The following is a 21112-nucleotide window of genomic DNA, read 5'->3' on the forward strand; positions in this document are numbered from 1 at the left end:
GCTGACCCGTCCCGGGCGGAGGCGCGCGTCCGGAGCTACAGTCGCCGGGTGCGCAGCGCTCAGCAGATCCTCGCCGACTCCGCCGTGATCGCCGTCGTGGGTGCCTCCCGCGACCCGAACAAGCCGGCACACAGTGTGCCGTTGCAGATGCAGCGGCACGGCTGGCGGATCATCCCGGTCAACCCCAGCGCCGACGAGCTGTTCGGTGAGCCGGTCTACCGGTCCCTCGCCGACATCCCGCACCCCGTCGACCTGGTGAACGTGTTCCGGCCCGCCGAGGACGCCGTCGACGTGGTCCGGCAGGCCGTGGCCATCGGCGCTCCGGCCGTGTGGCTCCAGCTCGGCATCGTGTCGGCCGAGGCGCGGCGGATCGCCACCGAGGCGGGCATCGACTACGTCGAGGACCGCTGCCTGGCCGTGGAACGCGCCGTCGGCAGCCTGACCCGGTTGGGCTGAATCCGCCTCGACCCGGCGGTCCGTGTCCGGCATGATCGCCGGATGCCCGTACCGACCGTCACCCTCCTGCGCTGGCAGTTCGACCTGACCTGGTCGCTGTTCGACTACCACCTGGCCCGGCTCGAACCGGCGGACTTCCGGTGGGAACCGGCGGCCGTCTGCTGGACGGTGCGCCCGGATGCCGACGGCGGGTGGACGCCCGACTGGGCCGACGTGGAGCCCGACCCGGTCCCGGTGCCCACGATCGCCTGGCTCACCTGGCACATGGGCTGGTGGTGGTCCGTGGCCCTCGACCACCTGCGCGGACGGCCCGCACGGCGGCGGGAGGACGTGCGCTGGCCCGGGCCGGGCGAGGCGACGATCGCGTGGTTGCGCGACCTGCGCGCCCAGTGGCTCGCCGCCCTCGACGACCTCACCGACGCCGACCTGGACGCCACGGTCGGGTTCCCCTGGCCGCCGGAGGCCGGGCAGACCGTCACGCACCTGATCGGCTGGGTCAACGCGGAGTTGATGAAGAACGTGGCCGAGATCGGTCAGCTGCGGCTGCTGCGGCAGTGACGGGGCCCGGCCACGGCCCGCGATGGCGCCGTCCGCCCGCGACTCAGAGCTTGTACTCCTTCAGCAGGCCCCGCGAGATGATCGTCTTCTGGATCTCCGAGGTGCCCTCGCCGATGAGCAGGAACGGCGCCTCCCGCATCAGCCGCTCGATCTCGTACTCCTTCGAGTAGCCGTAACCGCCGTGGATGCGGAACGCCTCCTGCACCACCTCGGCGCAGTACTCCGAGGCGAGCAGCTTGGCCATGCCGGCCTCGACGTCGTTGCGCTGGCCGGCGTCCTTCAGCCGGGCGGCGTTGACCATGAGGGCGTGCGCGGCCTCGATCTTCGTACCCATCTCGGCGAGCTTGAACGCGACGGCCTGGTGCTTCGCGAGGGGCTGGCCGAAGGTGCGGCGCTGCTGGGCGTACGCGACGGCGAGCTCGAAGGCGCGGATGGAGATGCCGCAGGCGCGGGCGGCCACGTTGACCCGGCCCACCTCGATGCCGTCCATCATCTGGTAGAAGCCCCGGCCGACCCTCTCCTCGCCGCCGAGCACTGCCGTGGCGGGCACGCGGACCCCGTCGAGCACCATCTCGGTGGTCTCGACGCCCTTGTAGCCCATCTTGTCGATCCGGCCGGGGATGGTGAGGCCGGGCGCCGTCTCGCCGAAGCCGGGCTCCTTCTCCAGCAGGAACGTGCTCATGTTGCCGTAGACGGAGTCGGCGCCGGTGTCGGTCTTCACGAGGGTGGCCACCACCGACGAGTAGGCGCCGTTGGTGAGCCACATCTTCTGGCCGTCGAGCACGAAGTGGTCGCCGTCGCGGACCGCCTTCGACTTGATGGCGGCGACGTCGGAACCGCACTCCGGTTCGGACATGGAGAACGCGCCCCGCACCTCGCCGGTGGCCATCCGCGGCAGGAGCCGGCTCTTCTGCTCGGCGGAGCCGTGCTGCGAGATCAGGTACGCCACGATGAAGTGGGTGTTGACGATGCCGGAGATCGACATCCAGCCGCGGGACAGTTCCTCGACCACGAGGGCGTACGTCAGCAGCGACTCGCCGAGCCCGCCGTACTCCTCGGCGATGGTGAGGCCGAAGAGCCCCATCTCGCGCATCCCGTCGATGATGTCGGTCGGGTACTCGTCGGCGTGCTCCAGCCGCTGCGCGTGCGGGATGATCTCCTTGTCGGCGAACTCCCGGACGGTCTCCAGGATCGACCGCTGCACATCGGTCAGGCCGGGCGTCTGGGCGAGTCGAGCCATGTCAGCCTCCGGGGATCGGCGCATTACTCATGGGTAACTGAACGCTCGGTCAGTATCGGTCTCCCGGGCGGCGCCGCCAAGGTGACCAGTCCACACAACCGCTGTGAAAAGGTTCACCGCTGCGGGTAGCGTCCGGCAAGAGAGCCCCGGCGCCGGCAGGAGGAGGAGACCGTGACGAACCCGCCGTCCGACCCGTCGGAGCCGTCCGGTCGCGAGCAGCCTCCGTCGCCGTACGAGAGGCCGGGCGAACAGCCCCCGTCGCCGTACGCCTCGCCCGGCGATCAGCCGCCGTACCAGCCGCCGGGGGAACAACCGCCGTCGCCGTACGAGCCGCCGGCGGAACGGTCGCCGTACGCGCCGCCGCCGGACCGGTCTCCGTTCGGCCCGCCGCCCGAGCCGTCACCGCCCGAGCCGGACCAGCCGCCCCGCCCGCCGGCGCCGGACCAGCCACCGTTCGGGCAGCCGGGTGGCTACCCGCCCGGCCCGCAGTGGGGGCACCAGCCGCCGTACGCCCCGCAGGTGCCCTACGGCCAGTACGGCCCGCCACCAACCGGGCCGGTGCGCACCAACGTGCTGGCCATCCTGTCGCTGATCTTCGCGTTCGTGTTCGCTCCGGCCGGCATCGTCCTGGGCCACCTGGCGAAGCGCCAGCTGCGCACCAGCGGGGAGGAGGGCGACCAGCTCGCCACGTGGGGGCTCATCCTCAGCTACGTCTTCACGGCGCTGGGGCTGCTGGCCTGCTGCGGCTGGATCGCCGTGGTGCTCCTCGCCAACGCCGACGGGGGCGGCACCTACTGACCCTGCCGCTCAGCGGAACTGGGCCTCCCGGACGCTGTTGCCGCCGTCGACCACGAGCATCTGTCCGGTGATGTACGAGGCGGCCGGCGAGCAGAGGAACGCGATGGCCGCCGCCACCTCGTCGGGTGTGCCCGGCCGCCCCACGGGCGTGCCGAGGCCCTGCTTGATCTCGGCCATCGTGGACGCCGCCGTGTAGATGGTGCCGGGCGCCACCGCGTTGACGGTCACCCCGTCGGCGATCGCCTCCATGGCGAGCGCCCGGGTGAGCCCGACGACGCCCGCCTTCGCCGCCGCGTACGCCGCCTCGGTGGGCAGGGCGTTGACCGGCCCCGCGGTGGCCGCCAGGTTGACGATCCGCCCCCAGCCCCGTTCGGCCATCCCGCCGATGAACGCGCGGCTGCACAGGAACGCGGTGGTCAGGTTCCGGTCGATCTCCCCGCGCCACTCGTCGTAGCTGAGCTGCGCGACGGGGCGGAGCACCTCCGGGCTGGCCCGGCTCGCGAGGCCCGCGTTGTTGACCAGCACCTCGACGTCGCCGAGCTGCTCGGTGACCGCGTCGGCCAGCGCGCCCACCTCGGACTCGTCGGTGAGGTCCGCGACGAAGCCCGTGACGCCCAGTTCGCTCGCGCGCTCGTGGATGCGCCGGGTGGTGGACACGATGGCCACCCGGGCGCCGAGGTCGGCGAGGCGCCGGGCCGTCGCGTATCCGATGCCGTCCGGGCTGCCCGCCCCGGTGACCAGCGCCACCCGGCCGTCGAGCCGCATGGTGACCGGCTCGGGAAGCGCGGCCGGGTCGTCCTGACCGGCCAGAGTGGTCGGCGCGGCGGCACGGCTGCGCCGCGCGAGGCCCGGACGCGTCGCGTCCCGCCTCGGTCGGCTGCCGGAGCGGTCCGCGGCGCGCGCGTCGATTGCCATGACTGGGATCCTGCCCGTTCCGGCCGGTCCGGGCAACGCGGCACCCGGGCGCGGGGTCATCGGTTTGTCGTGGCCTGGCTACCCTGACGGCACCCGCACGCACTGGAGAGAAGAGCGCATGACCTATCCCCCACCCTCCGGCGGCTGGAACGATCCGGCGTGGTCCGGCCAGCAGCCGGGTCAGCCGACGAGCCCGCCGGCCGACCCGACGCTGCCGATGAGCGGTCCGCCGGTCCCCAGCCAGCCGGGCCCGGCCGACCCGTACGCGCCGATCGACCCGTACGCCGCCGGCAAGTACCCGTCCGCGGCCCCGTACCCGCCGTCCGGTCACCCGGGCTACCCGGGCTACCCGGGCTACGGCTACCCGCCCGCGCCGACGACCAATGGGATGGCGGTCGCCGCGATGGTCGTCGGCATCACCGGCATCATGGGCCTCTGCGGCTACGGGATCGGCGGCATCATCGGTGTCGTCGGCGCGATCCTCGGCCACATCGCGAAGCGGCAGATCCGCGAGCGCGGCGAGAGCGGCGAGGGCATGGCCACGGCCGGCATCGTCATGGGCTGGATCTCGACGGCCATCGCGCTGCTCGCCGCGGCCGTCATCATCATCGCGATCATCTACGCGGCGAACCAGCCCACCTGAGCCGGGCCACGGTCGTGCCGTCCGGGCGTCCCGGACGGCACGACCGGCGGTCACCGCGCGGGCGGGGTGAAGGAGGACGTCCTCGTCATCCCGGCGGCCCGCCCCTTGGCCGCGACGACGAGGGCCATCTTCCGGGACGCCTCGTCGATCATCTCGTCGCCGAGCATCACGGCGCCGAGCTTGCCGCCGGCCTCCGAGGTGTAGTGCTCGTACGCGTCGAGGATCAGCTCGGCGTGGTCGTAGTCGGCCTGCGTCGGCGAGTAGACCTCGTTCGCCGCCTCGATCTGGCCCGGGTGCAGCACCCACTTGCCGTCGAACCCGAGCGCGGCCGAGCGCCGGGCCACCTCACGGAACCCGTCGACGTCCCGGATCTGCAGGAACGGGCCGTCGATGGCCTGCTTGTCGTGCATCCGGGCGGCCATGAGGATCCGCATCAGGATGTAGTGGTACGGGTCGCCGGGGTAGTCCGGGATCAGGGCGCCGACGACCATCGACTTCATGTTGATCGAGGCCATGAAGTCGGCCGGGCCGAAGATGATCGTCTCCACGCGGGGCGAGGCGGCGGCGATCTCGTCCACGTTGACCAGACCGGCGGCGTTCTCGATCTGGGCCTCGATGCCGATGCAGCCCACCTCGAGACCCAGCGTCTTCTCCAACTGGGTGAGGGTCAGGTCCAGCCACTGCACCTGGGCGGCGTTCTGCACCTTCGGCAGCATGATGCAGTCCAGGTTGGCGCCCGCGCCCTCGACCACGTCGATCACGTCCCGGTAGGTCCACGGCGTGGTCAGGTCGTTGACGCGTACGACCCGGGTCTTGCCGGCCCAGTCGCCCTCGTTGAGCGCGGCCACGATGTTCTTGCGGGCGTCCGGCTTGGCCAGCGGCGCCACGGCGTCCTCGAGGTCGAGGAAGACCTGGTCGGCGGGGAGGCCCTGGGCCTTGCCGAGCATCTTGACGCTGGAACCGGGTACCGCGAGGCAGGACCGGCGGGGGCGACCGACAGCGGCCATGGATGCGCTCCTTCCAGCGTCCGGCGGGCACGCCGACGCCAGCGATCAGACTGAGACTTAACGATCCCAAAGGGTGTTACGCCACGGTAACCTCGCGCCATGACCGGGGTGAATGGAGCTGTGGAAGATCTCACTGGGCGTCGCCTGGTCGTGGTGACGGGCGCCAGCTCGGGCATCGGCCTGGCGGCCGCCGTCGACCTGGCGTGCCGGGGTGACCAGGTGGTACTGGTCGGCCGGGACCCGGCCCGCCTCCAGGCCGCCGGGGACCGCGTCCGCGAGGCGGCCGGTGAGCGGCCGGAGCTGTTCCGCGCCGACTTCGCCGTCCTCGACGACGTACGCCGCCTCGCCGAGAAGCTGCGGGCCGCGTACGACCGGATCGACGTGCTGGTCAACAACGCCGGCGCGATCGTGCTCCAGCCGATCACCACGGTCGACGGGTTCGAGCTGTCCATCCAGGCGAACCACCTGGCGCCGTTCCTGCTCAGCAACCTCCTGCGGGACCGGATCGGGCGGATGGCGGTGACCGCCTCCGGCGCGCACCGCAGCGGGATCCTCGACCCGGACGACCTCAACCGCCCGCTGCGCCGCTACCGGGCGATGACCGCGTACGGCACCAGCAAGCAGGCCAACATCCTCTTCACCGCCGAGGCGGCGCGGCGCTGGCCGGAGGTCCCCGCCCACTGCTTCCACCCCGGCGTGGTGCGGACCCGGTTCGGCAACGAGAGCCGGCTCGTGGCCGTCGGCATGCGGCTGCTGCCGTTCCGCAGCCCCGAGAAGGGCGCGGAGACGCTGGTCTGGCTGATCAACTCCGACCCGGCGCGGCTGGTCGACGGCGGCTACTACCACGACCGGCGGCTGCGCCGGCCGCTGCGCAAGGCGGCCGACCCGCGGCTCGCCGCCCGCCTCTGGACGGCGAGCGCCAAGGCCGTCGGCATCGGCGAGTAGGGCGGGGCGCCGGTCCGCCGGCCGCCGCCCCGACGGACGCCGGCCCGATCGGCCACCGAACCCCACCGGTGCCGCCTGGCCGCCGTCCCGGCCCGGTGACGCCTACTCCGCGAGGTGCACGGGCAGGCTCGTCACCACCACGCCGGGCAGGGCCTGCAGGGCGCGCCGCAGCCGCTTCTCGGCCCGGCTGTGCAGCGGCACGTGCCAGTGGCGGCGGACCACCACCTCGGGCACCACCACGGTGAGCAGCACGTCGGGCCGGGCGGCGTGCAGCGCCTCCAGGTAGTGCGCGAGCGGCCCGATCACCGCCCGGTACGGCGACACGATCGTCTCCAGCCGCACGTGGTCACCCCACGCCTCCCACTGCTCGCGAAACCGGTCCGCCTCGGTGTCCTCGGGCGCGATGTGCACGGCGAGGGTCGGCTGGCCCAGCGAGGCCGCGTACGCCAGCGCCCGCAGCGACGCCCGGTTCAGCCGGGCGACCGGCACCACGACGAGGTGGCGTACCTGTTGGGGAAGCTCCTGGGACTCGGCCAGCGCGCCCTCCTCGGGCGCCCCGGGCAGCGGCGCGGGGACCTGGCCGCGGCCGTTCGGCGCGGGGTGCAGGGCCAGCAACCGGCCCAGCCTGCGGTAGTGACGGTGGATGGCCAGCGAGAGCAGGACGAGCAGCGGCACGGCGATCACCACCACCCACGCCCCCTCGGTGAACTTGGTGAACGCGGCGGTGACCAGCACCAGGCCGGAGAGGACGGCGCCGAGCGCGTTGATCCCGACCCGCCGGCGCCAGCCCCGGGACCGCTCGCGCCGCCAGTGCACCACCATGCCGACCTGCGAGAGGGTGAACGCGAGGAACACCCCGACCGCGTAGAGGGGGATCAACGCCTGGGTCCGGCCTCCGAACGCGACGAACACCGTCCCCGCGGCGACGGCGAGCGCCACGAGTCCGTCGGTGAACGCCAGACGGTCCCCCATGTGCAGGAACCGGCGCGGCGCGTGCCCGGCCCGGGCCATGAAGAACAGCAGCCGCGGGAACCCGTTGAACGCGGTGTTGGCGGCCAGCAGCAGGATCAGGGCGGTGGCCGCCTGCACCAGCGCGTACCAGGGACCGGTGGGGAACGTGACCCGGGCCAGCTGCGACAGCAGCGTGGCCTCCGGCTTCGGCGCGAGCCCGTCGAGGTGGATCAGCACGGTCAGCCCGACGAAGAGCACCACGAGCATCCCGACCATCCAGCTCAACGTGGTGCGGGCGTTGCGCCACTCGGGCGGACGGAACGCCGGGACCGCGTTCGACACCGCCTCGATGCCGGTCATCGACACCGCGCCGGAGGCGAAGGCGCGCAGCACCAGCAGCAGCCCCAGCCCCTCGACGGCGGGCACGGCCGGCGCGGGCACCGGTTCGAAGCCCCGCGCGCCGGCCCGCGCGTAGCCGACCAGGAGCACCGCGAGCAGCGCGAGGATGAAGGCGTACGTGGGCCAGACGAACAGGTTGCCGGCCGCGCGGACGCCCCGGAGGTTGCCGGCGAGCAGCACCGCGATGGTGAGCACCCCGAGCGGTACGGCGAACCGGGCCAGTCCGGGCATCGCCGAGGTGACCGCGTGGACCCCGGCCGCCACCGACACCGCCACGGTGAGCACGTAGTCGACCAGCAGTCCGGCCGCGGCCGCGAGCCCCGGACGGGCGCCGAGGTTGTCGGTGGCCACGACGTACGAGCCGGCGCCCTGCGGGTAGGCCACCACGGTCTGCCGGTAGGACAGGCCCACGGCCACCATGAGCACGGCCAGCAGGGCGGCGAGCGGCAGCGACAGCCCGAGGGCGCCGCCGCCCGCGAGCACCAGCACCGCGAGCATCGCCTCCGGCCCGTACGCCACCGAGCTGAGCAGGTCGGAGGAGAGCACCGGGAGGGCGACGAGCTTGCGCATCCGCTCGTAGAGCACCGCGGCGCTGGTCAGGGGCGGCCCGAGCAGGGCGCGCCGGGAGCGGGTCAGCGCGCGGCCGGTCCGCGTACGCGGGGTGTTCGCCGGTTCGGTCGCCACCAGCTCGCCCGGTTCGCCGGCGGTGAACATGCTGATCGGGGCGAGCCGGCCGAAGCGGCCCGGTACGGGCTCGGCGTGGTTCCGGTCGAGCGTGGGGTCGAGCGGCACCTGCTCCGGCCCGGGCGGGTGGGCGCCGGCCCGCCACTGCTCGCCGATGCGGCGCAGCGCACCCAGTTCCTGCTCGTCGAGGGGCGGGAACTCGGCCGAGGGCGTGACCACCGTTCCCGGCCGTCCCTCGCCCTGCTCGCGTCCGCCGCCCCGCCGCCGCATGCCCGTCCTTCCTCACGCACCCCTTCCCGCACTGTCACGGAAAGCGGCCCGTTCGGTGGCCGAATGGCGACTCTTCGGCGAAAGTGCCCGTGCCTCACCGCCCGTCGGGCAGCGGGGCCGCGTCGGCGGGGACGGGCACCGGCTCGGTACGGCGACCGGCCCGCGCGCCGGTGAGCACCACCACGACGACCCCGGCGAGCAGCAGCGCCAGGCCGGGCAGGGCGGCCGGCCGGGGCAGCTGGCCGAGCCACACCCAGCCGATGAGGGCCGCGCCCGGGGCCTCCAGCAGGACGAGCACGCTCACCGTGGTGGCGGAGATCCGGCGCAGCGCGTAGTTGAACATCGAGTGCCCGAGGAGCTGGGCGCCCGCCACGAGGGCGAGGATGGCCAGCCAGGTGCGGCCGTCGAAGCCGGCGAGCCGCACCCCGCCGGCCAGGCAGACCACCAGCAGGACCAGCGCGCAGACGCCGTAGCAGATCGTCGTGTACGTGGTGGTGCTGATGGTCGCCCGGGCCCGCTCCCCGAAGGCGGTGTAGACGGCCGCGAACATGCCGCCCGCCACGGCGAGCAGGTCACCGGCGAAGGCCCGGCCCGACGCCGCGAAGTCGGCGCCCGTCGCGAGCACCGCGCCGGAGACCGCCACGGCGATGCCGGCCCAGACCGCCACCGGCAGCCGCCGCCCCTGGGCACGGGCGATCAGCCCCTGCCAGACCGGCTGGGTGGCCCCGAGGGCGGTCGCCGCCGCGACCGAGGTGAGCTGGGCGCTCGGCATCCAGGTGGCGAAGTGGGCGGCCAGCGCGACGCCGGAGAGTACGCAGTACCAGCCCTCGCGCCGGCCCGCACCCACCGTGAGCGCCCGCAGCTCCCCGCGCCGCCGGGCCGCCGAGAACGGGCCGAGCAGGGCGACCGAGAGCAGGTTGCGCCAGAACGCGACGGCCAGGGCGGGTGCGGCCGCGAAGGCGATCAGCGGCGCGGAGGACGAGACGGCGACCACGGCGAGGGCGACGGCTCCCGTGGTCAGCGGGTCGAGCGCCGGGCGGTGCGGAGGTGGGGACACGGAGAGCAATCCTCACACGCCACCGGGCCACCACGGAGGGTCAGCGTTCGGTTACGATCACGCGGTCCGCGCCGGCGAACCCCTCACGCCCGGAGGCGCTTTCCCATGCCCAGGTTCCAGGCGGTGCTCTTCGACTTCTTCGGCACGCTGACCCGGTCCGTCCAACGCGGCGCGGGCCATCGGGACACCGCCCGGCTGCTGGGCTGCCCCAGCGACACGTTCACCGCCGTGCTCGACCGCACGTTCTACCAGCGCGCCACCGGCCGGCTGGGCAACGCCGAGGCGACCCTGCGCTGGGTCTGCGCGCAGGCGGGCGTGGACCCGCCGGACGGGGCGGTGCGCGCGGCCGTCGCCTCCCGCCACCGCGCCGTACGCGCGGACACCCGGCTGCGGCCCGACGCCGTGTCGACGCTGGCCACGCTGCGCCATCGCGGACTGCGTACCGGCGTGATCAGCGACTGCACCCACGAGCTGCCGGCCTTCCTGCCGGACCTCGCCATCGCCCCACTGCTCGACGTGCGGATCTTCTCGGTGCAGGTGGGGCGCTGCAAACCGGACCCGGCGCTGTACCTCACGGCGTGCCGGCGGCTCGGACTCGCCCCGGAGGACTGCCTCTACGTCGGCGACGGCGGCAGTCAGGAGCTGACCGGCGCCGAGCGGGCCGGGATGAGCGCCGCCCGGCTGGCCGCACCCGATCTCACCGAGCACATGGTCTTCAACGCCGACCTCGGCTGGAACGGCCCCGTGCTCGGTTCGCTGAGCGAGGTGCTCGACCTGGTCGACGCCGAGGTCACCGTGGCCCGACCGCTGCCGGCCTGAGGCGAGGGTCCGCCGCCCGGGGCGTCACGTGCGGCCGCCGCCGGTCAGCGCCGGCGGACCCGGTGCAGACGGAACGGTCGGCGGGTCGGCCGGGCCGCCGGCGTGTCCCGGGGCGCCTCGGCCAGGGAGCCGCTGGGCAGGGCGTCGCCGGTGACCGGCTCGCCGGCGGGCGTCAGCCGGTTGAGCGCGCACCCGTCGTCCGCCCAACGCCGCACCAGCCTCGTGGCCGGGCCGGGCGCGTTCAGCCGCTTCGCCGCGACCAGCGGCGCGACGGTCTCCCACTCCTCGGTGCCCGGCCGGACCCGGCTCACCCGGGCCGGCCAGGTCACGATCCGGCCGCCGTGGTCGCCGCGCATGGTCACCTGCGCCTCGTCGGCGTCCGCGAGCCCCGGCGCGGTCTGCTCCCCCGGGCCGCTCACCACGAGCAGCGAACCCTCCAGGGTGGCGCACCAGAGCGCCCGCGCGGGCCCGCCCGCGACGCTCACCCAGGCCACCGCGGCCTTCTTGATCACCTCGTCGACCAGGGGCGTGCCGAGCCGCCCGTCATCGTCCGTCACAGGGGCATCCTCCCCCACCGGCCCGGGTCGCGTCAGCGTCGGCGTACGTGCTCAGCCCACGAACGGGGGCACCATGATCTCGCCCCGGGCCACCGGCACGACCTGGCCCGCCACCGTGGCTCCCACGGCCGTGCCGTTCGCCGCCGTGACCGTGCAGGCCAGCGAGGACGGGCGGTTGATCTCGATGCCCTGCCGGACGGTGTAGGTGGCGCGGCCGTCGGCGGGCAGCAGGCCGCTGGCCACCAGCCACACGCCGAGACCGAGCGCGGCCGAGCCGGTCGCCGGGTCCTCCGGCACGCCGAGCCCGGGCACGAAGACCCGGCTGTGCGCGGTTTGGGTCTCCGCGTCCCAGGAGAAGACGCTCACATGATCCACGCCGTACCGCTGCGCGGCCGCCGCGTCCACCCGGGCCCGCGCCACGGCGTCCGGGCGCAGCGGGAGGTACGGGAACTCCAACCCGCAACCGGCCACCCGGGGCGCCGGGCCGGCGTGGTCGGTGGGCGCCAGCCCGACGATCTCCAGCAGGGGCTCCGGGTCCAGCTCGGGCCCCAGGGTCGGCACCGCCCCCGTGAGCGTCGCGCCGGTCGCGGTGACCTCGATGGGCAGCAGGCCGGCCCGGCACTCCTGGGTGACCTGGCCCGGGCCGAACATGCCCCGCCGGCTCGCGACGACCGCAGCCCCGACGCTCGGGTGGCCGGCGAACGGCAACTCCTCCACCGGGGTGAAGATGCGGGCCCGGTAGGTCGCCCCGGCCTGGGTGGGCGGCAGGACGAACACCGTCTCGGAGAGGTTGAACTCCAGCGCCAGTGCCTGCATCTGCTCGGTGGCCAGGGTTTCGGCACCGAACACCACGGCCAGGGGGTTGCCGGCGAACGGGCGGTCGGTGAAGACGTCCACGATCTCGTAGGCCAAGGTCGACATGCTGATAAACACTAGGCGCTTAGGCTGGTGGCCGTGACAACCCCGACCCGGGTATACATCGCCCGGCTCGCCGGAGTCGCCGTCTTCGATCCGAACGGTGACCAGGTGGGTCGCGTCCGCGACGCGGTGGCCCGGCTCCGGCCGACCCAGCGACCGCCGGAGGTGGTGGGGCTGGTCGCCGAGATGCCGATGCGCCGGCGCATCTTCCTCTCCATCAACCGGATCACCTCCATCGACGCGGACGCCGTGGTGCTCGGCACCGGCACGCTCAACCTGCGCCGCTTCGAGAAGCGCCCGAACGAGCTGCTCGTGCTCCAGGAGCTGCTGGACCGGCGGGTGCAGGTCGACCCGGGCGGCCAGTCCGGGACGGTGGTGGACGTGGCCATGGAGTGCAGCCGGGGCGGCGAGTGGTCGCTCACCCGGGTCGCGGTCCGCGAGCAGACCGGCCGGCTCACCCGCCGCGGCCACCTGCACCAGGTCGAGTGGGAACGCGTACGCGGACTGAGCGGCGTCGCGGACACCCGTGGCACGGCCAACCTGCTCGCCGTGCTGGAGGACATGCGCCCGGCCGACCTCGCCAACGCCCTCCAGGACCTGCCCGACGCCCGGCGCAACGAGGTCGCCGCGGCGCTCGACGACGAGCGGCTCGCCGACGTGCTCAGCGAGCTTCCCGAGCACGACCAGGTGGAGATCCTCGCCGCGCTGGACCGGGAGCGCGCCGCCGACGTGCTGGAGGAGATGGACCCGGACGACGCCGCCGACCTGCTCAGCGAGCTGCCGCCGCCCGAGCAGGACGTGCTGCTCGACCTCATGCAGCCCGACGAGGCCGACCCGGTACGGCAGCTGCTCAAGTACAGCCCGGGCACCGCCGGCAGCGTCATGACCTCCGAACCGGTCATCCTGCCGCCGGACGCCACCGTGGCCGAGGCGCTGGCGCGTATCCGCGAGCCCCAGCTCTCGCCCGCGGTGGCCGCGCAGGTCTTCGTGACCCGGGCGCCGATGACCACCCCCACCGGGCGCTACCTCGGCATGGTGCACTTCCAGCGGCTGCTCCGCGAGCCGCCGGCCGACCTGCTCGGCGGTGTGGTGGTCAACGACATCGACCCGTTGCGGCCCACCACGCCGCTGCCGGAGATCACCCGCCGGATGGCCACGTACGACCTGGTCGCCATGCCGGTCATCGACCGGAACAACCGGCTCGTGGGTGCCGTGACCGTCGACGACGTGCTGGACCACTCGCTGCCGCGGGACTGGCGGGACCGGGACGCGGTCGCCGCCCCGACGAGCTTCGAGGCGCCGGGCGGCACGGATGGCTGAGCAGCGGCGGGTGGAACGGCTGGACCAGCCGCGCGAGCCCCGCGCCGTCAAGCTGCCCCGTTTCGACCCGGAGGCGTTCGGCCGGTGGTCCGAGGGGATCGCCCGGAGCATGGGCACCGCCAACTTCATCGTCTACATGACGGCGGTGATCGGCATCTGGTTCGGCTGGAACACCCTGGCCCCGCCCAGCCTGCGGTTCGACCCGTACACCTTCACCTTCCTCACCCTCGTGCTGTCCCTGCAGGCCAGCTACGCGGCACCGCTGATCCTGCTGGCGCAGAACCGGCAGGCCGACCGGGACCGCCTCGCGATGGAGGAGGACCGCCGGCGGGCGACCATGCAGAAGGCGGACACGGAGTACCTGTCCCGGGAGATCGCCGCCCTGCGTATCGCCATGGGCGAGATGGCGACGCGGGACTTCATCCGCGGCGAGCTGGCCCGGCTCGCGGAGGAGCTGGACGAGGCGAGCCAGCGCCGGCAGCGGCTCGAACGACGGCAGCAGGAGAGGGCCACGCCCGGGACGGCGGACCAGGAGGGGCTGGACGAGCCTCGGGACGAGGTGGACGGCGACTTCGCGCGCGACGGCCGGCCCGCGACCCCGCGCCGCACGGAGGGCTGAACCGCCCGGGAACACTTGAACGCCGCGCGCCTCAAGGGGCCAGGCGAGCGGCGTTCGTCTCGATCGTCCCACTTCGCCGGGTGGTCGTCCAGCCCCCGTCCGGTCGCCGTCCGGTGGCCGTCGGGGGCCATCGACTCGCTCACACCGGCCCCCGCTGACGCGGTCGCGGATCGCCTCCGACGTAGCATTGCGGGCATGTCAGCACCCGCCAGCACCGTCGAGGACGCGATCCAGGCCGCCCTGGCCACGGTCAACGACCCGGAGATCCGCCGGCCCATCACCGAGCTGGACATGGTCCGCTCCGCCGTGATCGGCCCGGACGGCGTGGTACGGGTCGAACTGCTGCTCACCGTCGCCGGCTGCCCCCTGCGCGACAAGCTGCGGGCGGACATCACCGCCGCGGTGGGTGCCGTCCCCGGCGTGACCGGCGTGGAGATCGAGTTCGGGGTGATGAGCCCCGAGCAGCGCCAGTCGCTGCAGGCGAAGCTGCGCGGCGGCACGGCGGCCGCCGAGCCTGTGATCCCGTTCGCCCAGCCGGGCTCGCGCACCCGCGTCTACGCGGTGGCCAGCGGCAAGGGTGGCGTCGGCAAGTCCAGCGTGACCGTGAACCTGGCCGCGGCGCTCGCCGCGCGGGGGCTCAGCGTCGGCGTGGTCGACGCGGACATCTACGGCCACTCGGTGCCGCGGATGCTCGGCGCGGACGGCCGCCCGACCCGGGTCGAAGACATGATCATGCCGCCGCAGGCGCACGGCGTGAAGGTCATCTCGATCGGCATGTTCACCGCCGGCAACGCCGCCGTGGTGTGGCGCGGCCCGATGCTGCACCGCGCGCTCCAGCAGTTCCTCGCGGACGTCTACTGGGGCGAGCTGGACGTGCTCCTGCTCGACCTGCCTCCGGGCACCGGCGACGTGGCCATCTCGCTGTCCCAGCTGCTGCCCAACTCGGAGATCCTCGTGGTGACCACCCCGCAGGCGGCCGCCGCCGAGGTGGCCGAGCGGGCCGGCGCCATCGCGCTCCAGACCCACCAGCGCGTGGTCGGTGTGATCGAGAACATGTCCTGGCTGGAGCTGCCGGACGGCTCCCGGATGGAGATCTTCGGTTCCGGCGGTGGCCAGTCGGTGGCCGAGTCGCTGACCCGGACCATCGGCGCCCAGGTGCCCCTGCTCGGTCAGATCCCGCTGGACACCCGCGTACGCGAGGCCGGCGACGCCGGCAACCCCATCGTGCTGGCCGACCCGGAGTCGCCCGCCGCGGCGGCGCTGCGCACGGTCGCCGACCGGCTGGCCATCCGGCGGGAGTCCCTGCTGGGCAAGCCGCTCGGCCTCAAGCCCGCCGGCCGCTGACGCGCCGCTCGGCCGCTGACGCGCCGCCCGGCCGCTGACGCACGCCCGGGCGGGGTTCGCCCCGCCCGGCAGGCGGGCCGGAGATCAGGTGGCGTCGTCGTAGCTGACCCGCGGCGAGGGGGCGGGCGCGCTGCTCGTGGCGGTGGACGAGCGCCCGTTCGACCGCAGGTCGGCCGCGTCGGCGACGTCCTTCAGCTCGTTGTGCACGCCGGTCACGTCGGCGCGCAGGTTGTCGTAGACGCCCTGCAGCGGCTTGCGGATCGCCTGCTCGTCCTCCTCGCTGAGGAGGTGCTTGCGGATGAACGCCTTCGGGTGGAGATCCTCGAGCTGGATGTCGGTGCCCAGTTCCCGGCTCAGGTCGCTGGTGGCGTTGCGGGCCATGTTCCGCAGGTTGCGCACCATCCGCAGAGCGTCGTTGATGACGTTCGGCAGCCGGTCACCGAAGATCAGCAGCGCCAGGAGAAGCAGCGCACCGATCTCCCACCAGTTCAGGTTGTCGAGCATCCCGCGGGCCCCCTCTCGGCGTCAGCAGCAAGACTACGCACGTCGGCCGCGTACCGGGGAGGGGGTGACCGCGCTGTTCACTTGGCGTCCGCCGCGAGCGTCACCGACGCGTTCTGTCTCGCCGAGCCCCGGCGGTACTCCACGGTGACGACCGACCCGGGCGCGAACTTGCGGACGAGGGCGATCAGGTCGCTCGGCTCGGTCATCGGCCGGCCGTTGAGCCGGAGGATCACGTCGCCGGCCCGCAGCCCCGCCTCGGCGGCCGGACCGGAGGGCTCGACGGACGCGAGCCGTACGCCGCCACCGGGAACGGCCGCGTTGGGCCCGCCGACCTGGGCGCCGATCACCGTACGCCGCGCCTTGCCGGTGCCGATGATGTCCTGGGTCACCCGCTTCGCCTGGTTGATCGGGATGGCGAAGGCGAGGCCGATGTTGCCGGCCTCCTGGCCGTCGGAGACGAGCGACTTGATGGTGGAGTTCACCCCGACCACCCGGCCCGCCGCGTCGACGAGCGGACCGCCCGAGTTGCCGTGGTTGACCGCGGCGTCGGTCTGGATCGCCGCGTAGTAGCGGACCGGCCCGCCGGGCTCGCCCGCCTGCATCGTCCGGTCCAGCGCGCTCACGATGCCGGCCGTGACCGTGTTCGCCAGGGAGAGCGGGGAGCCGATCGCCAGCACCGGGTCACCGACGGCCAGCGCGTCGGAGTCGCCGAACTCGACCGGCCGCAGACCGCTGCGCTCCACCTTGATGACCGCGATGTCGGACTCCGGGTCCTGGCCCACCAGCTTCGCGGGCGCCGACGTGCCGTCGTTGAAGATCACCGAGGCCCGCCCGGTCCCGCCGGCCACCACGTGGTCGTTGGTGATCACGTGCCCGTCCGCGCTCGCGATGAAGCCGGAGCCCTCGCTCGTGCCGCCGAGACTGCTCACCCGGACCGTGACCACGCTGGGCAGCACCCGCTCGGCCACCCCGGCGAACGACTCCGGCCGGCGCTGGGCGAGCGCCGGGGCCTCGCCCGGATCGGCGCCGAGCACGGTGCCGGCGCCGGCGCCCCCGCGGACCGCCAGGCCGTAGCCGAGCGCGCCACCGAGGGCGCCCGCGAGCAGCGCGGTGATCAGTGGGACGAGCAGCAGCTGGCGCAGCCGCGGACGGCCGGGGGCGTCCGGGTCGCTGACCGGCTCGGGGTCCGTGCCGCCGCTGGCCGGCGCGGGGACGACCACCGCGGCCGGCGCGGCCGGGTCGCGCCACGGGTCGGCCAGCGCGTCCGACCACCAGGGTGAGGGGCCGCGGTTTCCCGGGTCGCCGGTCGCCGGCGGTGCCGCCGGGGCATCACCGGGCCGGCGCCAGTCCCAGCCGTCGGTCACGTCGGTGCCTCCCAGTCCGTCCCCCGGGCCCCGCCTTCCGCGACCGCGACAAGCACACCCAGGTCGCTACCGACGGGACACCGCTTCCAGGATTGCACGGATGTCCGGCACGGGGTCAGCCGTTGCCCTCGTGATCGCGGGAGCGGGACGCGCGGCTGCACGTGCGGACGGCCCGCTCTAGGCTCATAGCCGCCAACCCGCCCCCTGCACCGCGTGCGGCCCGTCGGACGACGGCCCGCGCACTCGCCGCCCGGAGGTGCGCCATCGCCATGCTCGCCGGTTCCGGCAGTTCGACGAGCCCGGCCGTGCAGTTCGCCGAGTCGTACGTCACCGAGGATCTCGTGCTGCGCACCGCCCGCAGTCTCGCCCGCGAGGTGGGCCTCGACGCGGTCACCCCCGGTGCGGGCGCCGCGCTGCGGCTGCTCGCCGCCGCCGGCAACGCCCGCGCCGTCGTGGAGATCGGCACCGGCACCGGGGTCAGCGGCGTGTGGCTGCTGCGCGGGATGCGGACCGACGGGGTGCTCACCACGATCGACGTGGAGGTGGAGCACCAGCGCATCGCCCGCCGCATCTTCGCCGAGGCGGGTTTCGCCGCCGGCCGTACCCGGATCATCACCGGCCGGGCGCTGGACGTGCTGCCCCGGCTCGCGGACGGCGCCTACGACCTGGTCTTCGTCGACGCCGAGGCCACCGGCTTCCACGCCTGCGTCGACGCGGCGCTGCGGCTGCTGCGTCCCGGCGGCGTGCTGGTGCTCAACGGCGCCCTGGCCGGCGGCCGGATCGGCGACCCGGCGGCCCGGGACGCGGAGACCGTGACCGTCCGGGAGACGATCAAGGCGATCCGGGAGTCGGAGCACTGGATCCCCGCCCTGCTGCCGGTCGGTCACGGGTTGCTGGCCGCCGTCAAGTGCTGACGCTCCCGGGGAGCCGCCGGCCCGCCGGGCGCGGGCGCCGCCGGCCGGTCACGCGAGCGTGGCCAGCCAGCGCAGCAGCGAGCGTACGCCCCAGCCGGTGGCGCCCCTGGTCAGCTCGGCGTCGTCGGAGTCGGCCCACGACGGCGCCGACATGTCGACGTGCACCCAGCGGTCGCGCAGCTCGCCCGTGAACTCGCGCAGGTAGAGGGCGGCGACCACCGACCCGGCGCCCTGCGTCGGCGCGCTGTAGAGGTCGGCGATCTCGCTGCCGAGGTACTCGACGTAGTCGGAGGGCAGCGGCATCCGCCAGGCCGACTCGCCGGCCGCCTCCACGGCCGCGAGCAGGTCCGCGGCGAGCTGGTCGCTCTCGGTGTAGAGGGCGGCGGTGCGCTTGCCGAGCGCCACCGCGTTCGCGCCGGTGAGCGTGGCCAGGTCGACCAGCAGGTCCGGCTTCAGCTCCTGGACGGCGTAGCTGATCGCGTCGGCCAGCACCAGCCGGCCCTCGGCGTCGGAGTTGGTCGTCTCGCTGGTCGTCCCGCCGTAGTGCCGCACGACGTCCCCCGGGCGGAACGCCGAGCCGCTGGGCATGTTCTCGGCCAGCGGCGCCAGCGTGGTGACGCGGACGGGCAGCCGCAGCGCGGCCGCGCCGACGGTGGCGGCCACCACGGCCGCCGCCCCGCCCATGTCCTTGCGCATCAGCTTCATCGACGCGACCGGCTTGATCGAGATGCCGCCGGTGTCGAACGTGATGCCCTTGCCGACCAGCACCACGTGGGTACGCGCGCCGGCCGGGTGCCAGTCCAGTTCCACGAGGCGGGGGCCGCTGGCCGATCCGCCGCCGACGGCGAGGATGCCGCCGAAGCCCTCGGCCGCCAGTTCGGCCGGCCCGCGTACGCGCAGGCTCAGGTCCGCCAGGCCGTCGCTGACCTCGGCCACCTGCCCGGCGAACCACTCCGGGTTCTTCACCGACGAGGGCGTGTTGGTGAGGTCGCGGGCCAGCCGGGTCATCCGCGCCGTGGTGCGTGCCGTCTCGACCGCGGTGGCATGGTCGTCCGGGTCGGCGACCACGAGGTCGGCGGAGGCCAGGGCGGGCGTCTCACCGGCGTCGGTGAGCCGGTACCGGTACGAGGCGAGCAGCAGCCCCTCGCAGAGACCGCGGACGGCCTCCGGGGACGCGTCGGCCGGCAACGCGACCGTCACGTGCTCCTCGTCCGCCGCGGCCCGCGCGATCGCCGCGCCGGCCCGTCGCCAGCCCGCCTCGTCGCCGTCCCCGATCCCGACGAGGATCAGCCCGGCCGGGGTGCGCCCCGGGCGCAGGTGGGACCGGATCTCGCCGGCCCGGCCGGTGAGCCGGGCGGCGGGAGCGAGCGCGGCCGCCTCCGCGTCGACGCCGTCGGGAGGCGTCGCGGCGGTCGGGACGGGCTCGGCGGCGGGGGCGTCGCCGCCCACCGGCCGGACGGGCAGGACGAGTGTGTCGAGCCGGTCGGGCTCGGCGAGCAGACGGATGGCGAGCACGCGGGACCGTACCTCCAGAGGAAGATCGCGGCGCGAGGACCGCGCCGGTGAAGCCCTGAGCCACCGGCCGGGGCCGGTGGCTCAGGGTATGACGAGCCGCCCGGACGGCGGACGCCGCCCGGACCACTCCGTCCGATCAGCCGGCGGCCGCCTTCAGCGCGTCACCGAGCGCGTTGGCCTCGTCGGGAGTCATCTCGACGACGAGCCGGCCACCGCCCTCCAGCGGGACCCGCATGACGATGCCCCGGCCCTCCTTGGTGACTTCCAGCGGACCGTCGCCCGTCCGCGGCTTCATCGCCGCCATGTTGTCTCCCCTCAGACCTACACCAGGGTCGGTGGGTTGCCCCACAGCCACTTCGTCACGACCACCCGCAACCGTCGCGGGGGCGTCGACCAACGATTTTCCCTGATGAACACCGCCGGACCCAAACCGAAGCACCATTGATGTAACAGCATCTAGCTTATCTTGAGAAGGCCTGTCACAATGTGCGGTCATGCAGGCACGGTCGGCGCTCTTCGACCTGTACGGCGACTACCTCCGTGCGAGGGGTGGCCGGGCACCCGTGGCGGCCCTGGTCAAGCTACTGGCGCCACTCGGCATCGCGCCACCGGCCGTGCGTACGGCGGTCTCCCGGATGGTGCGGCAGGGGTGGCTCGACCCCCTCAAACTGGCGTCCGGGCCGGGCTACGCGATCACGCCGAAAGCCGCCCGGCGACTCGACGAGGCGGCCGCCCGGATCTACCGGACCGGCCGGGTCGGCTGGGACGGCCGGTTCGACCTCCTGATCCTGGAGGCGCCGGCCTCGCGGCGGGAACGCCAGCGGCTCGCCGCCAACCTGACCTTCCTCGGCTACGGCACGCTCGACGAGTGCACCTGGGTGGCGACCCGACCCGGTGAGGACGTGGACGTGCTGCTCAACGAGGCGGGCGTGCGGTACGAGCGGTTCACCGCGGCACACGCCGCCGGCACCCCGGGCGCCATGGCCGTGGTACGCCGCGCCTGGGACCTGGGCGAGATCGGGCGGGCGTACGAGCGCTTCGTCGCCGAGCAGCGGCCGCTGCTGAGCAGGGTGACCGTCCGCAGCGGGGACGAGGAGGCGTACGCCGCCCGGTTCCGGCTGGTGCACGCGTGGCGTACCTTCCTGTTCCGGGATCCGCAGCTGCCCCCCGCGCTGCTCCCCGAGCGCTGGCCCGGCACCGCCGCGGCCAGTTTCTTCGACCGGCACGCGGCACGGCTGCGGCCGGCCGCCGACCGGTACGTCGAGCAGTGCCTCGACGCCGGCAACCGCATCGCCCGACAGAAGGGTCGTTAGAC

At 74.1% G+C, this 21112-nt stretch carries 22 protein-coding genes; 11 read left to right on the forward strand and 11 right to left on the reverse strand.

The window, feature by feature from the left end; translation table 11 throughout:
- The first annotated feature begins 48 nt into the window (after positions 1 to 48).
- A complete protein-coding gene (locus tag OG994_RS21285; protein ID WP_120327498.1) occupies positions 49 to 456 on the forward strand; it encodes a CoA-binding protein in 408 nt (135 codons plus the stop codon).
- Between the two features lie 42 nt (positions 457 to 498).
- Entirely contained in the window at positions 499 to 1014 is a 516-nt protein-coding gene (locus OG994_RS21290; protein WP_328850740.1) for a DinB family protein, read from the forward strand.
- Positions 1015 to 1057: 43 nt separating this feature from the next.
- Here OG994_RS21290 and OG994_RS21295 read toward each other — a convergent pair whose 3' ends face one another.
- Positions 1058 to 2254 (reverse strand): acyl-CoA dehydrogenase family protein, encoded by a 1197-nt coding sequence (locus tag OG994_RS21295; RefSeq protein ID WP_120327496.1) that lies wholly within the window; start codon positions 2252 to 2254, stop codon positions 1058 to 1060.
- Between the two features lie 171 nt (positions 2255 to 2425).
- Here OG994_RS21295 and OG994_RS21300 point away from each other — a divergent pair, with 171 nt between their 5' ends.
- A complete protein-coding gene (locus tag OG994_RS21300; protein WP_240032826.1) occupies positions 2426 to 3052 on the forward strand; it encodes a DUF4190 domain-containing protein in 627 nt (208 codons plus the stop codon).
- 9 nt (positions 3053 to 3061) lie between these two features.
- Here OG994_RS21300 and OG994_RS21305 read toward each other — a convergent pair whose 3' ends face one another.
- Complete coding sequence (locus OG994_RS21305) at positions 3062 to 3967, reverse strand: SDR family NAD(P)-dependent oxidoreductase (RefSeq protein ID WP_120327495.1); 906 nt, start codon at positions 3965 to 3967, stop codon at positions 3062 to 3064.
- 118 nt (positions 3968 to 4085) lie between these two features.
- Here OG994_RS21305 and OG994_RS21310 point away from each other — a divergent pair, with 118 nt between their 5' ends.
- On the forward strand, positions 4086 to 4610 hold the full coding sequence (locus OG994_RS21310) for a DUF4190 domain-containing protein (protein WP_120327494.1): 525 nt from the start codon (positions 4086 to 4088) through the stop codon (positions 4608 to 4610).
- Between the two features lie 50 nt (positions 4611 to 4660).
- Here OG994_RS21310 and OG994_RS21315 read toward each other — a convergent pair whose 3' ends face one another.
- Entirely contained in the window at positions 4661 to 5617 is a 957-nt protein-coding gene (locus OG994_RS21315) for an HpcH/HpaI aldolase/citrate lyase family protein (RefSeq protein ID WP_328850741.1), read from the reverse strand.
- A gap of 120 nt (positions 5618 to 5737) precedes the next feature.
- Here OG994_RS21315 and OG994_RS21320 point away from each other — a divergent pair, with 120 nt between their 5' ends.
- Positions 5738 to 6562, forward strand: a complete 825-nt coding sequence (locus OG994_RS21320; protein ID WP_328850742.1) for an SDR family NAD(P)-dependent oxidoreductase — start codon at positions 5738 to 5740, stop codon at positions 6560 to 6562.
- 102 nt (positions 6563 to 6664) lie between these two features.
- Here OG994_RS21320 and OG994_RS21325 read toward each other — a convergent pair whose 3' ends face one another.
- Together OG994_RS21325 and OG994_RS21330 are read right to left on the reverse strand one after the other, a co-directional pair.
- Entirely contained in the window at positions 6665 to 8866 is a 2202-nt protein-coding gene (locus OG994_RS21325; protein WP_328850743.1) for an APC family permease, read from the reverse strand.
- Between the two features lie 94 nt (positions 8867 to 8960).
- On the reverse strand, positions 8961 to 9932 hold the full coding sequence (locus tag OG994_RS21330) for a DMT family transporter (protein WP_396845501.1): 972 nt from the start codon (positions 9930 to 9932) through the stop codon (positions 8961 to 8963).
- A gap of 96 nt (positions 9933 to 10028) precedes the next feature.
- On the opposite strand from OG994_RS21330, the gene OG994_RS21335 reads away from it, so the two are divergent.
- Positions 10029 to 10742 carry an HAD family hydrolase gene (locus OG994_RS21335; RefSeq protein WP_328850744.1) on the forward strand — a complete coding sequence of 238 codons (714 nt, stop codon included), beginning with the start codon at positions 10029 to 10031 and terminating at the stop codon, positions 10740 to 10742.
- A gap of 44 nt (positions 10743 to 10786) precedes the next feature.
- On the opposite strand, the gene OG994_RS21340 is transcribed toward OG994_RS21335, so the two are convergent.
- Positions 10787 to 11299 (reverse strand): hypothetical protein, encoded by a 513-nt coding sequence (locus tag OG994_RS21340; protein ID WP_328850745.1) that lies wholly within the window; start codon positions 11297 to 11299, stop codon positions 10787 to 10789.
- 51 nt (positions 11300 to 11350) lie between these two features.
- Complete coding sequence (locus tag OG994_RS21345; RefSeq protein ID WP_328850746.1) at positions 11351 to 12220, reverse strand: PhzF family phenazine biosynthesis protein; 870 nt, start codon at positions 12218 to 12220, stop codon at positions 11351 to 11353.
- 33 nt (positions 12221 to 12253) lie between these two features.
- Here OG994_RS21345 and OG994_RS21350 point away from each other — a divergent pair, with 33 nt between their 5' ends.
- The 3 genes from OG994_RS21350 to OG994_RS21360 all read left to right on the forward strand — a co-directional run bounded on the left by OG994_RS21350 (position 12254) and on the right by OG994_RS21360 (position 15500).
- Positions 12254 to 13537 carry a magnesium transporter MgtE N-terminal domain-containing protein gene (locus OG994_RS21350; RefSeq protein ID WP_120327752.1) on the forward strand — a complete coding sequence of 428 codons (1284 nt, stop codon included), beginning with the start codon at positions 12254 to 12256 and terminating at the stop codon, positions 13535 to 13537.
- Entirely contained in the window at positions 13530 to 14156 is a 627-nt protein-coding gene (locus tag OG994_RS21355) for a DUF1003 domain-containing protein (RefSeq protein WP_120327486.1), read from the forward strand. Before OG994_RS21350 ends, OG994_RS21355 begins: the two co-directional genes overlap by 8 nt.
- A 195-nt stretch (positions 14157 to 14351) precedes the next feature.
- Positions 14352 to 15500, forward strand: coding sequence for an Mrp/NBP35 family ATP-binding protein (locus OG994_RS21360; protein WP_120327485.1), 1149 nt, complete (start codon positions 14352 to 14354; stop codon positions 15498 to 15500).
- Positions 15501 to 15584: 84 nt separating this feature from the next.
- On the opposite strand, the gene OG994_RS21365 is transcribed toward OG994_RS21360, so the two are convergent.
- On the reverse strand, positions 15585 to 16004 hold the full coding sequence (locus tag OG994_RS21365) for a Sec-independent protein translocase family protein (protein ID WP_120327484.1): 420 nt from the start codon (positions 16002 to 16004) through the stop codon (positions 15585 to 15587).
- Between the two features lie 77 nt (positions 16005 to 16081).
- Positions 16082 to 17383 carry a S1C family serine protease gene (locus OG994_RS21370; protein WP_192902097.1) on the reverse strand — a complete coding sequence of 434 codons (1302 nt, stop codon included), beginning with the start codon at positions 17381 to 17383 and terminating at the stop codon, positions 16082 to 16084.
- A 254-nt stretch (positions 17384 to 17637) separates the two neighbouring features.
- Between OG994_RS21370 and OG994_RS21375 the strand changes: the two genes are divergently transcribed.
- Positions 17638 to 18282 (forward strand): O-methyltransferase, encoded by a 645-nt coding sequence (locus OG994_RS21375; RefSeq protein ID WP_328850747.1) that lies wholly within the window; start codon positions 17638 to 17640, stop codon positions 18280 to 18282.
- 48 nt (positions 18283 to 18330) lie between these two features.
- On the opposite strand, the gene OG994_RS21380 is transcribed toward OG994_RS21375, so the two are convergent.
- Positions 18331 to 19797, reverse strand: a complete 1467-nt coding sequence (locus OG994_RS21380) for a leucyl aminopeptidase family protein (RefSeq protein WP_328850748.1) — start codon at positions 19795 to 19797, stop codon at positions 18331 to 18333.
- Between the two features lie 136 nt (positions 19798 to 19933).
- Positions 19934 to 20101, reverse strand: a complete 168-nt coding sequence (locus OG994_RS21385) for a DUF3117 domain-containing protein (protein WP_007455245.1) — start codon at positions 20099 to 20101, stop codon at positions 19934 to 19936.
- A gap of 190 nt (positions 20102 to 20291) precedes the next feature.
- Between OG994_RS21385 and OG994_RS21390 the strand changes: the two genes are divergently transcribed.
- Complete coding sequence (locus OG994_RS21390) at positions 20292 to 21110, forward strand: PaaX family transcriptional regulator (protein WP_120327481.1); 819 nt, start codon at positions 20292 to 20294, stop codon at positions 21108 to 21110.
- The last annotated feature ends 2 nt before the right edge of the window (positions 21111 to 21112 follow it).

The sequence above is a fragment of the Micromonospora globbae genome, from assembly GCF_036184225.1.
GTDB lineage: Bacteria > Actinomycetota > Actinomycetes > Mycobacteriales > Micromonosporaceae > Micromonospora > Micromonospora globbae.